The 11,224-nt window shown below is 48.3% G+C and carries 9 protein-coding genes, 10 tRNA genes and 1 rRNA gene; 1 reads left to right on the forward strand and 19 read right to left on the reverse strand.

Annotated elements, in window-relative coordinates; genetic code table 11:
• Positions 1-31: 31 nt before the first annotated feature.
• From glmS to sigW, 6 genes are all read right to left on the reverse strand, one after another.
• On the reverse strand, positions 32-1,837 hold the full coding sequence (gene glmS / locus A4U59_RS19305; protein WP_066175242.1) for a glutamine--fructose-6-phosphate transaminase (isomerizing): 1,806 nt from the start codon (positions 1,835-1,837) through the stop codon (positions 32-34).
• A 490-nt stretch (positions 1,838-2,327) separates the two neighbouring features.
• Positions 2,328-3,677, reverse strand: coding sequence for a phosphoglucosamine mutase (glmM, locus tag A4U59_RS19310; protein ID WP_066175244.1), 1,350 nt, complete (start codon positions 3,675-3,677; stop codon positions 2,328-2,330).
• Between the two features lie 32 nt (positions 3,678-3,709).
• A complete protein-coding gene (locus tag A4U59_RS19315) occupies positions 3,710-4,936 on the reverse strand; it encodes a CdaR family protein (RefSeq protein ID WP_066175245.1) in 1,227 nt (408 codons plus the stop codon).
• Positions 4,929-5,759, reverse strand: coding sequence for a diadenylate cyclase CdaA (gene cdaA / locus A4U59_RS19320; protein WP_066175247.1), 831 nt, complete (start codon positions 5,757-5,759; stop codon positions 4,929-4,931). The genes A4U59_RS19315 and cdaA overlap by 8 nt, the downstream gene beginning before the upstream one ends.
• A 243-nt stretch (positions 5,760-6,002) precedes the next feature.
• Positions 6,003-6,632 carry a zf-HC2 domain-containing protein gene (locus tag A4U59_RS19325; protein WP_342670212.1) on the reverse strand — a complete coding sequence of 210 codons (630 nt, stop codon included), beginning with the start codon at positions 6,630-6,632 and terminating at the stop codon, positions 6,003-6,005.
• An 8-nt stretch (positions 6,633-6,640) separates the two neighbouring features.
• Positions 6,641-7,204, reverse strand: coding sequence for an RNA polymerase sigma factor SigW (gene sigW, locus A4U59_RS19330; RefSeq protein ID WP_066175250.1), 564 nt, complete (start codon positions 7,202-7,204; stop codon positions 6,641-6,643).
• A 160-nt stretch (positions 7,205-7,364) separates the two neighbouring features.
• On the opposite strand from sigW, the gene A4U59_RS21015 reads away from it, so the two are divergent.
• Positions 7,365-7,529 (forward strand): aspartyl-phosphate phosphatase Spo0E family protein, encoded by a 165-nt coding sequence (locus tag A4U59_RS21015; RefSeq protein ID WP_083270955.1) that lies wholly within the window; start codon positions 7,365-7,367, stop codon positions 7,527-7,529.
• A gap of 122 nt (positions 7,530-7,651) precedes the next feature.
• Here the strand turns inward: A4U59_RS21015 and rocF are convergent, their stop codons facing one another.
• From rocF to rrf, 13 genes are all read right to left on the reverse strand, one after another.
• A complete protein-coding gene (gene rocF / locus A4U59_RS19335; RefSeq protein WP_066175252.1) occupies positions 7,652-8,554 on the reverse strand; it encodes an arginase in 903 nt (300 codons plus the stop codon).
• A gap of 568 nt (positions 8,555-9,122) precedes the next feature.
• Positions 9,123-9,290, reverse strand: a complete 168-nt coding sequence (locus A4U59_RS21925; protein WP_169824011.1) for a hypothetical protein — start codon at positions 9,288-9,290, stop codon at positions 9,123-9,125.
• Positions 9,291-9,571: 281 nt separating this feature from the next.
• A tRNA-Ala gene (locus A4U59_RS19345) sits at positions 9,572-9,647 on the reverse strand.
• 151 nt (positions 9,648-9,798) lie between these two features.
• Positions 9,799-9,873: transfer RNA gene (locus A4U59_RS19350), tRNA-Gly, on the reverse strand.
• Between the two features lie 4 nt (positions 9,874-9,877).
• Positions 9,878-9,950 (reverse strand) — tRNA-Lys (locus tag A4U59_RS19355).
• A 6-nt stretch (positions 9,951-9,956) separates the two neighbouring features.
• Positions 9,957-10,031: transfer RNA gene (locus A4U59_RS19360), tRNA-Gln, on the reverse strand.
• 44 nt (positions 10,032-10,075) lie between these two features.
• Positions 10,076-10,160, reverse strand: a tRNA-Tyr gene (locus A4U59_RS19365).
• Between the two features lie 42 nt (positions 10,161-10,202).
• Positions 10,203-10,278, reverse strand: a tRNA-Thr gene (locus A4U59_RS19370).
• Between the two features lie 5 nt (positions 10,279-10,283).
• Positions 10,284-10,358: transfer RNA gene (locus A4U59_RS19375), tRNA-Val, on the reverse strand.
• 52 nt (positions 10,359-10,410) lie between these two features.
• Positions 10,411-10,482, reverse strand: a tRNA-Glu gene (locus A4U59_RS19380).
• Between the two features lie 5 nt (positions 10,483-10,487).
• A tRNA-Thr gene (locus A4U59_RS19385) sits at positions 10,488-10,563 on the reverse strand.
• 1 nt (position 10,564) lies between these two features.
• Positions 10,565-10,639: transfer RNA gene (locus tag A4U59_RS19390), tRNA-Asn, on the reverse strand.
• 297 nt (positions 10,640-10,936) lie between these two features.
• Positions 10,937-11,053 (reverse strand): 5S ribosomal RNA (rrf, locus tag A4U59_RS19395).
• Positions 11,054-11,224: the final 171 nt, after the last annotated feature.

Here is an 11,224-nt window from a genome sequence, read left to right on the forward strand (position 1 = left end):
TGTTGGTAACATTATTTTATGGCTAATTCTATTATTCCACCGTTACCGACTTTGCCAGATTGCGAGGCTTATCAACATCACAATCACGGTGCAGCGCTGCATAATACGAAATCAGCTGCAGCGGAATGACACTGACAAGCGGTGTCATCAGTGGATGGACGGCTTCGATGACAAGTGTGTCGTCCTCTTCCTCCATGCCTTTCATGCTGATGACGCAAGGGTAAGCGCCGCGTGCTGCCACTTCTTTGACGTTTCCGCGGATGCTCAGGTTGACCGGTTCCTGTGTCGCAAGCGCGATGACCGGTGTGCCTTCTTCAATCAGGGCGATCGTTCCGTGCTTGAGTTCCCCGCCGGCGAATCCTTCCGCCTGGATATAGGAAATCTCTTTAAGCTTAAGCGCCCCTTCAAGAGACACATAGTAATCGCTCGCACGGCCGATGAAGAAGCAGTTGCGGGTAACGGATAAGAATTCACGCGCAATCTCTTCCATCCGCTCCTTCTGGTCTGTCAGAGCTTCCATTGCATTAGCGACAATGCCCAGTTCCTGAATCGGATCGAAATCAAGTTCAATGCCTTTCGTGCGGGCAGCATCTACAGCAAGGATTGCCTGTACTGCCATCTGTGCTGTATAGGCTTTTGTTGACGCAACTGCGATTTCAGGACCGGCATGCAGATGAAGCGTGTAATCCGCTTCCCGTGAAAGCGTGGACCCCGGCACGTTTGTAATGGTAAGGGCACGATGGCCAAGCTCTTTGATCTGTACAAGCACTGCGCGGCTGTCCGCTGTTTCTCCGCTCTGGGAAATAAATACGAATAACGGCTTTTCACTCAACAGCGGCATGTTATAGGAAAACTCACTTGCAACATGCACTTCAGTTGGAATCTTGGCGAACTTTTCAAGGAATTGCTTGCCAATCAAGCCGGCATGGTAGCTGGTTCCGGCAGCGATAATATAAATCCGGTCGGTATCCTGCACCGCCTGGCGGATATCTTCATCCAGCTTCAGGTCGCCGTTTTCATCCTGGTACTCCTGGATGATTTTCCGGATGACAAGCGGCTGCTCATCGATTTCCTTCAGCATATAATGCGGATATGTCCCTTTTTCAATATCGCTTGCATCAAGCTCGGCTGTGTAAGGTTCCCGTTTGACCTCTTCGCCGTCAAGGTTCGTGATTTTTACACTGTCACGCGTCACGACAACCACTTCTTTATCCATCAGCTCAACGAATTGATCCGTCACCTGAATCATAGCCATGGCATCGGAAGCGACGACATTGAAGCCTTCATCACCAAGACCGACAAGAAGCGGGCTCTTATTTTTTGCCACATAAATGGTGTCCTTATTTTCATTGTCCATCAACGCAAGCGCATAGGATCCCTTTAGTTCGCGAAGCGTTTTGCGGAACGCGTTTTCCACCGTTTCGCCGGCTTGCACAAGCTTTTCGATCAGCTGAACAATTACCTCTGTATCCGTATCACTTTTAAGCTCCACTTCCTGCATATGCTCCCGTTTAAGGGCAGTGAAATTTTCAATGACACCATTATGGACAATGGTGAAACGTTCCGATGTGCTCTGGTGCGGATGGGCGTTCACTTTGCTTGGCGGTCCGTGCGTTGCCCAGCGTGTATGTCCGATGCCTGAAGTTGCCTCGATGCCGTTATTCACACTTTCGCGCAAGTCGGCGATTCGGCCTTTTTCTTTGAAAAGGTGCATTCCGCTTTCGTTGGCAATCGCGATGCCGGCAGAATCATATCCCCGGTATTCGAGTTTTTGCAGCCCGTTCAATAAAATTCCTTTTGCATCTTCGTTTCCGATATAACCTACAATTCCACACATAGTCTTAAATCTCTTCCCTTCCCGTACAGGGACAAGAAAGCGGGGCTCTCCTGCCCCTGGATGTTTTATTCTGTCTTATTTTTCATCATAATCCGGGCTTTGTGCAAAGAGTCGCCTCTTTGTTTTCCCCCTGGATTTAACGGCTGTGATGTTCAGCCGGGAGGCATCCGCCGAATACTCGATAAACCTCCTCCTCGTCAACTATCCGTTATTCCGATCAACAGATAGTCCAGGCGCTTTTAAAAAGACAGTCTTTGTTTCTATCCCCCTTTCTTTCCATGAATAAACAACGAAATAATTTTACTAAACAAACAGTCTAACCGTCAATCATTTTCTGGAATTGAAATACATCTGACATCTTTATCATATGGCTGATATCTCTTACACATTTAAACGGGTGAGCACTTGATGATGCAGTCTTCCACCTCCTTTATCATAATAAATATGCAAGAACAGAGCCCATTGTGCCCCATTCTTGCATTTGTCTCGATCAGTCTATTCCCATTTCATTTTCAACCACTTCCACGATACGGTCGACATACGCTTCGCATTGTTCCGCTGTTGGCGCTTCAGCCATGATGCGGACAAGCGGTTCTGTACCCGATGGGCGTACAAGAATGCGGCCGTTCCCGTCCATCTCTTTTTCCACTTCGTTGATGACTTCCTTGACATGGGCATTGTCTTCAACGTGATGCTTATCCGTCACCCTTACGTTCTTCAAGATTTGCGGATATTTTTCGATTTCACCTGCCAGTGCCGAAAGCGGCTTGCCGGTCGCCTTCATGATATTCACCAGCTGAATCGCACTCAGCATGCCGTCACCCGTCGTATTATGGTCAAGGAAAATGATGTGCCCGGACTGTTCGCCGCCCAGGTTGTAATCATGCTTGCGCATCGCTTCCATGACATAACGGTCCCCTACTTTTGTCTGAGCGCTTTCGATCCCATTTGCTTCGAGTCCTTTATAAAAACCAAGGTTGCTCATAACAGTGGATACAACCGTATTTTGTTTCAGCCAGCCTTTTTCTTTCATGTACGATGCACATATGAACATGATCTGGTCCCCGTCCACAATCTCGCCGTTTTCATCGACAGCGATCAGGCGGTCGCCATCCCCGTCAAAAGCAAGGCCGATATCGGCTTCTTTTTCTTTTACCAATTCAGCAAGTTTCCCGGGATGTGTGGAACCTACCCCGTCATTGATGTTCAAGCCATTCGGAGATGTGCCGATCGTACTGATATCCGCCTCAAGATCCGCAAATAGATGCGGTGCAAGCGAGTAAGTTGCTCCATGTGCACAATCAAGCGCTACATGGATGCCATCGAATTCTTCTTCAATTGTCGTCTTTAAGTATTGAAGGTATTTCTGGCCGCCTTCAAAATAGTCATTGACCTGACCGAGGTCCTTTCCAATCGGACGCGGCAGACTGTCATTGTGGCGGTCAAGCAGTTCCTCAATTTCCTCTTCCTGGTCATCTGACAGCTTGAAGCCGTCTGAACCGAAAAACTTGATCCCGTTATCCCCAACCGGGTTATGGGATGCCGAAATCATGACGCCAGCCTGTGCGCTCAGCGCTTTCGTCAAATAAGCGACACCCGGTGTTGAAATCACGCCGAGGCGCATCACTTCCGCCCCAATGGAAAGCAGCCCTGCAACCAGTGCCCCTTCCAGCATATGGCCGGAGATGCGGGTATCGCGGCCGATCAGGACTTTTGGCCGTTCTTCATAATGCTTCGTCAACACATAGCCGCCGTATCTTCCGACTTTAAAGGCCAGCTCCGGCGTCAATTCAGTATTCGCTACGCCGCGCACACCATCTGTACCAAAATATTTACCCATTCTTAAATCGCTCCTTCACAAACATTCAATCATCACTGAATTTGTATTTCTGCTGTTTCTGGATCCAGTGACCACGTTATATTTTGCGGGCCGTTCACTTCCAGCTTCACATCGTGAGTGCCCTTTGAGTATCCGCTTAAATCTGCATATATCTCGATATCTTCTGCAGTGATGTCCTTCAAAACGCTTTCTGATCCGTATATCACAAGATCTGCTGTGTTCGTTTCACCTGTGAACGATGCACTCAAGTCGCTCGAAAGGCCGACCACTTCAATCGGGAGGCTGGTGAATGTTTTATCCGCTTTAGCCTCTACATCGATCGTCACCTTTACTTTTTCAGGATCAATCCGTTTCACGCCGTCAGGAATGGGGATATCCAACTCCATCACTGTATCTTTTGTGATTTCCGATAAATCGATTGTCACATCATCAATGTATTCGATTTTTTCAAGCACGTCATTTGGCGCGAAAATGGTGATTTCACTCGGCTCAACATCAAACGAATTGACACTCAAGCCTTCAGGCAGATCGCCTTTGCGATTGATCTTAAAAGGCACGACCGCCGAAGGGCTCGAAACCGGCACTTTCACTTCAACGACAGAAGGCTCCACTGTAACGGGCACTTCCTCACCCGCCTGATCGTATACCCTGACCGGGGCATCGACCGTCGCTGTTTCTTTCACGCTTTTCAAATCAACAATCGCTTTAACGATAGCGATGTCCTCAATTGCTTCTTTAGCACCTGTCACCTTTACACTATTCGGTGACACAATCGGCTGTTCAACCGTATATCCGTCTTCCATCTCTTTTTCATTAATGAAATCAACGTCAACCTGCATGATTTTGGAAACCTTTTCCTGAATCGTCACTGTTGCCGTCGACGGCTCAAGGCTTACAGCCAGCTTATCCGAAAAATTCCTGTGCTGAATTTTCACCTGGTGGCTGCCCGGCTTAAGACCTTCGAGGTTGACAAAAACCTCATATTTACGCTGGAGCCTGGTCGTTGTAATCGCACTTGAAGGCCCTGTCAAAGACACCGTCACACTTGAAGGGAGCCCGCTCACCACATATTTCGATTCATCGTAAGACGCATCAAGTGCAACATCAAGGACCGTCTCATCATTTTCATTCGTCCCCGGGATTGCTCCCTGTCCCTGCTGGGAATCCGGCGTATCCATATTGACCGCAAGATAAAGCATAAACGCCAAAAGCAACGAGATGATTTTCACAAAAAGCGGCGTATTCAACAGCTTATCCATCTTTCTTCCCCCTCCAATTCCATCGTGATGAAGAGGTTGGCTTAGGTTGGGCAGTCAGCTCATCGTTCAGCAGTTCCTCCAGCTTTTCAACCGTTAGCCCTCTGTACAGCTCCCCGTTTCTCGTCAGGGAAATCTGGCCGGTCTCTTCAGACACGACAACGGTAAGACTGTCGGTCACTTCACTGATCCCGAGTGCAGCCCTGTGCCGCGTCCCCAGCTCTTTTGAAATGAACTTACTCTCGGATAACGGCAAATAACATGCGGCAGCTGTGATTTCATCTTTCTTCAGGATGACAGCCCCATCGTGCAGCGGCGTATTGGGAATAAAAATATTAATGAGCAGTTCAGAAGTAAGATTAGCATGCAGCGGAATGCCCGTCTCTATGTAATCCTGCATCCCGGTTTCCCGCTCAATCGAAATCAAAGCCCCAATCCGGCGCTTTGCCATATAGTCCGAGGCCCTGGTGATGGCCTGGACCAACCGGACTGTTTCCTCCTCCTGCTGGAGTGCCGTCCTTGAAAACAGGCGGCCCCGCCCCAGCTGTTCAAGTGCCCGCCTCAATTCGGGCTGGAAGATGATGATGACGGCAAGAAAACCCCAGGTCAATGCCTGATTCATCAGCCACTGCAGGGTGGTTAAGCCGAAAAAGCTGCTTAAAAACCAGACAGCAATAATCACTGTAATCCCTTTTAACAGCTGAATCGCCTTCGTACCGCGTATGAGCATGATTAACTTGTATATGACGAACCAGACCAACAGGATATCGATGACAACACCGATATACTCCAGGAATGGCAAATCAAACTCTCCAATACCAGGCATTCTGACACTTCCTTTAAATATGAATTAAAAGATGAGTAAAGTTAAAATAAAAAATGATTTCTGCTTCGACTGTAATAAAAATGGGTGTAGTTCAATATTATATCACATCCTGTCGAATCAAGCCCTTTTCAGCCAGCCTTAAACCCGTTTTCTCTAACCGGCACCACAGCCTTTCGTAACTGTCCGATCCGTAATAATATGGCCGGTCATTAAAAAAAGCCATCAAAACGTGATGGCTTTTTATCATTTTGAATCAAAAATTCCGACAGCATCCTTGAAAAATTGTTTGATGTGATACCAGACCCAGTCAAACACCTGGTTTACTTCTTCCATCTCACCAGTCACATTCCCGGCGGAGGCCAGGTACCGTTCTCCGTTGATGACAACAACGTTGCCCCGCACCTCTCCTTCTATTTTCACGTTGCCATTTTTGACAATAAGATCGCCTTCCACCACTTTTCCTTCAGGCACAATAACCGTATTGTCCTGAATCTGAATGTTTTCCTGCTTTGATACCGTTAATTGTTCTTCATCATTCCATATTGAAACAAGACTTCCTGCCATCAAAATGATAAACAGCGCTGCTGCTGTCATAAGCGGATGATTTTTAAACCATCTTCTGTAGCTGACCGATCGTTTTTCTTTCGGCAAGCGGCCCATCACATTCTCGGTAAATCCGGATGGGGCGCCAGCTTTGCCGATGCTCTGCACTAAAGCGATTGTCTTTTTGATGTCATGGAAATACTGCTGGCAGTCTTTACAAGACTGGAGATGCCCCTTCAGGCGCTGCTCTTCCTCATATGTCAATTCTTCTTCGTCAGCATATTTATCGATTAACGCGACCGCTTCAGGAGAACATTTCAATTCCCTCACCTCATCTCTTATACATTGCTCATCTTTTTCCGCAATGCCTCTCTTCCCCTGTGTATCCGTGTTTTGACTGTCCCTACAGGAAGATCGAGAATGTCACTGATTTCTTTCAGTGATAACTCTTCAATATATTTCAGCACAATGACGGTTCGGTATTTTTCCGGCAGGGCAAGAATTTGCTGGTGGACCCAATCCTGCGTTTCCAGCGCTTCAGCTTCTTCTTCGGGAAGCTTGCCGTCTACAGCAATCTGGGAATACATCGTCAACCCGTCCGTACCGCCGATTTCCGCATCAAGATAGAAATCCGGTTTCTTTTTTCGAATCCGGTCTATTGAAAGGTTCGTTGCAATCCGGAACAGCCACGTCGAAAACTTTTTATCAGCATTATACCTGTGAATGTTCACATATGCACGGATAAAGGCCTCCTGGGCGATATCCTCCGCCTCGTGACGGTTCCCCAGCATACGGTAGCAAATCTGGAACACTCTGTCCTTATATAGTTCTACGACTTCGGCATAGGCATTCTGATCGCCTTTCAGCACTTGCTGTATTCGTTTTTTGATAATCGTTTCCATATGCTTACCCCCGCAACTGCGGTCATCTATTTACGAATGAAGCCTCAAAAAGGTTTCATTCTTTCCCACAAAATTAATTTTAACAAAAATTAGCAAAAAAAGGTTTAGAATATAAATAATTTGGCAAAGAAAGAATTAAGATATTTTGGGAGGGAAACGAATGTCTGAAAAGGAGCTTCTGCACCGTATCGAAACGTACAGACAAAAAATGGTCGAACTGACCGCCAGCCATTCCTATATTTCCCGTGAAGTTGTCGAAATGAGCACAGCCCTGGACAGCCTCTTGACACAATATCAAACAAAATACGCACCGTTTAAGAAGTGACCCGATGAAAACGTCACTTTTTTTCTTTTAAAAGAAGCAATACGACCTTTTAAATAAACATGAAAAAAGCCGGCCGCATCCAACGCTAGCCGGCTTGCTTCATTTTTACTTACGGCCTTTTTCTATAAAAGCTTTTCCCCAAAAAGGGAACCCATCAAGGCGACAGCTGCAGCTGCCGTACGGTTCTTGTCATCAAGAATCGGATTGACCTCCACGAATTCTGCCGAAGTGATCAGCTTGGACTCCTCCAGCATTTCCATTGCCAAATGGCTCTCCCTGTAGCTTATGCCGCCCATAACCGGTGTGCCGACACCAGGCGCATCGTCCGGATCAAGACCATCAAGGTCAAGGCTCAAATGAACACCATCCGTACGGTCCTTCAAGTATGCGATCGTTTCTTCAATCACTTTCGTCATGCCCATCCGATCGATTTCATGCATCGTAAAGACCTTCATCCCTTTTTCCTTGATCAATTCCCTTTCACCGTCATCAAGGGAACGGGCTCCGATAATGACGACATTCTCAGGCTTGATCTTCGGCGAATAGCCGCCAAGTCCGGTTAACCGCTCATGTCCGATGCCCAGACTCGCTGCAAGCGGCATCCCGTGAATATTTCCTGATGGCGAAGTGTCGGCCGTGTTTAAGTCACCGTGTGCATCATACCAGATCACACCGAGGTTTTCATACTTGCGTGATACGCCGGCGAGCGTCCCGATTGCAATACTGTGGTCACCGCCGAATACGAGCGGGAACCGCTGATCATCAATCACTTCTTCAACCTTTTTGGCCAGCTTCTCATTAGCGGTGACAACCGCATCAAGATTCTTTAAATTTTCATCAAACTTATCCCGCCGCTGTTCGGGCTGGGAAATGTCAATATTGCCATGATCGACAATATCATAACCTTGCGCCTCAAGCCGCTCCTTCACGCCGGCATAACGAATCGCACTCGGCCCCATATCCACACCCCTGCGCATTTGCCCAAGGTCCATGGGCGCACCAATAATCGATATATTCCTATTCATCCTTATCCCCCTCTGTTCTACATGCTACTTTCTATTGTAAACACTTTCACGAAGGTGACTCAACCGGACATAAACTTGTATAGTTATGCATGAATGTTCGAAAAAAGGCTGGAAATATGGCGGGCGCAGATTTAACAGGAAAGGTGATTCGTGCAAAACCCCAAATGAAACAGGAGAGTGGTTTCCAGCTGGCCTGCATCCTATATGGATATCTGATAGGGAAACCCAATTAAAAAGAACAAAAGTGCAAGGCGCCCGCTTAGCGGCGTTCGCATAAGCGGGGGTACCCGTGAGGCGGGTTCCCCTTCCGGACGGAAGCAGCTGATCCGCATCCCAATACGATGCCAGATCAGCACAGCCTGAGTACCCCGGCATGGAAATTTGCACGTTCTTCCACCGTTTCAGGCAAGCTGACGGCCAAAACCGGGCTATCTACTCCTATTCAGGATCACTCAAGCCATTTAGGTCCGATAACCTGCCGGATTTGTCTTCATTTTATAGAAAGACTATTACTTTTTTTCGTATTTCACACCAGATGACTGTTCCTTCGCGCCATATCCCCGGCTTTTCACGCCGTATGCGAACAAACGCAATCAGGGGGTGCACTTTCGCGCGGAATCTGTTTTCTTTCACGCCAAACTCTCACTGTTTCACGCGTAATCTCCCATATTTCTTGCTGTAGAGCCCACCTTTCACGCCCGAGCAGCTGTTTCGCGCCGTTCAACACGGCTTTCACGCCGAAACTCCTTTTTTCATACATGGCGATAGACCCTGCTCACAGCCAGACACTCGAAATGCGTAAGGCGCCCGCTTAGCGGCGTACGCATAAGCCGGGTTGCCCGCAGGAAGGCGGGTTCCCCTTCCGGAGGGGATCATCGTTTATCACGATAGCCGCTGGCGCCTGGAGCTGCATGACTCCCTTCTGGCTTTTTAAACCACAACGCAAACTTTTATAAATTTCCTAAACAATAAAAAAAACCTTAAATCATCCAGATTCAAGGTTTACCGTCATATGTATGGTGGAGCCTAGCGGGATCGAACCGCTGACCTCCTGCGTGCAAAGCAGGCGCTCTCCCAGCTGAGCTAAGGCCCCAGTATATAATATATTTTGTGTTCACAGTTTATTTTGGTGAAGCCCTGTCTCTTCCTCTACTAGCTTATTCAAGGGTGATTAATGCGTCGAGACAACTCGCAGCGGATTCTTAGATGCTGTGCTCGTCGCTGAGCTAAGGCCCATTAAACAGTGGAGCGGAAGACGGGATTCGAACCCGCGACCCCCACCTTGGCAAGGTGGTGTTCTACCACTGAACTACTTCCGCAATATGAGCCATGGAGGACTCGAACCTCCGACCCTCTGATTAAAAGTCAGATGCTCTACCAACTGAGCTAATGGCTCAAGAAATGGCTGGGCTAGCTGGATTCGAACCAGCGCATGACGGAGTCAAAGTCCGTTGCCTTACCGCTTGGCTATAGCCCATCAACCCATATTATCTTTTGCAGCAATCCTGCAATTATACAAAATGGTGGAGGAGGGCGGATTCGAACCACCGAACCCTGAGGGAACAGATTTACAGTCTGCCGCGTTTAGCCACTTCGCTACTCCTCCGTATTTAGATGTGGGTGTTTCCCACTTCTCATTTCTAACAAGTGGTGCCGGCCAGAGGACTTGAACCCCCAACCTACTGATTACAAGTCAGTTGCTCTACCAATTGAGCTAGACCGGCAAAGATGGTGGAGGATGACAGGATCAACTGCCGACCCCCTGCTTGTAAGGCAGGTGCTCTCCCAGCTGAGCTAATCCTCCGTTTGGGAGGCGGGAAGTGCAATCTTGTCAACGTCCAACCTCTTACAGTTAGTGACCCCTAGGGGATTCGAACCCCTGTTACCGCCGTGAAAGGGCGGTGTCTTAACCACTTGACCAAGGGGCCGCAAATGGAGCTTCCAACCGGACTTGAACCGGTGACCTCTTCCTTACCATGGAAGCGCTCTACCGACTGAGCTATGGAAGCATGGCTCCACAGGCAGGATTCGAACCTGCGACAGCTCGGTTAACAGCCGAGGGCTCTACCACTGAGCTACTGTGGAATGGTTATCTATCTTCCTTAACTGATTTTGCAGCGTGACCACTGCTTCTTCCTCTACTAGCTAATTCAAAGAAGTATATGCGTCGAAGCAACTCGAAGCAGATTCAAGATGTGTCGCTCGTCACTGAGCTACTGTGGAATGGTTATCTATCTTCCTTAACTAATTTGCAGCGTGACTGCTGCTTCTTCCTCTGCAAGCTAAGTCAGGGAAGCATATGCGTCGAAGCAACTCGCAGCCGATTCATGGATGCGTTGCTCGTCACTGAGCTACTGTGGAATACATGTAAAAAACAATTTTGCCCGGCGGCGTCCTACTCTCACAGGGGGACGGCCCCCAACTACCATCGGCGCTGGAGAGCTTAACTTCCGTGTTCGGGATGGGAACGGGTGTATCCTCTCCGCCTTTGCCACCGGACTTTATTACGGTTTGTGATCATCTTCGAATCTCTTCGTCAGCTCCCTCGTCGGCATCCTCACGTATGCAAATACGCTCCGGTGCCTCCTCAGTCGCTTCCTCGACCTTCTCGATGCTCCCAAACCTTACTGTATAAACAGAGTCTCCCTTTAAGCAGGGGGGGCTGTTTGG

The sequence above is a fragment of the Bacillus marinisedimentorum genome (assembly GCF_001644195.2).
Taxonomy (GTDB): domain Bacteria; phylum Bacillota; class Bacilli; order Bacillales; family Bacillaceae_O; genus Bacillus_BL; species Bacillus_BL marinisedimentorum.

Excerpts from the sequence above, each read along its gene's own strand:
- glmS (WP_066175242.1), bottom strand. The coding sequence starts at position 1,837 with ATGTGTGGAATTGTAGGTTATATCGGAAACGAAGATGCAAAAGGAATT.
- glmM (WP_066175244.1), bottom strand. The coding sequence starts at position 3,677 with ATGGGTAAATATTTTGGTACAGATGGTGTGCGCGGCGTAGCGAATACT.
- A4U59_RS19315 (WP_066175245.1), bottom strand. The coding sequence starts at position 4,936 with ATGGATAAGCTGTTGAATACGCCGCTTTTTGTGAAAATCATCTCGTTG.
- cdaA (WP_066175247.1), bottom strand. The coding sequence starts at position 5,759 with ATGCCTGGTATTGGAGAGTTTGATTTGCCATTCCTGGAGTATATCGGT.
- sigW (WP_066175250.1), bottom strand. The coding sequence starts at position 7,204 with ATGGAAACGATTATCAAAAAACGAATACAGCAAGTGCTGAAAGGCGAT.
- A4U59_RS21015 (WP_083270955.1), top strand. The coding sequence starts at position 7,365 with ATGTCTGAAAAGGAGCTTCTGCACCGTATCGAAACGTACAGACAAAAA.
- rocF (WP_066175252.1), bottom strand. The coding sequence starts at position 8,554 with ATGAATAGGAATATATCGATTATTGGTGCGCCCATGGACCTTGGGCAA.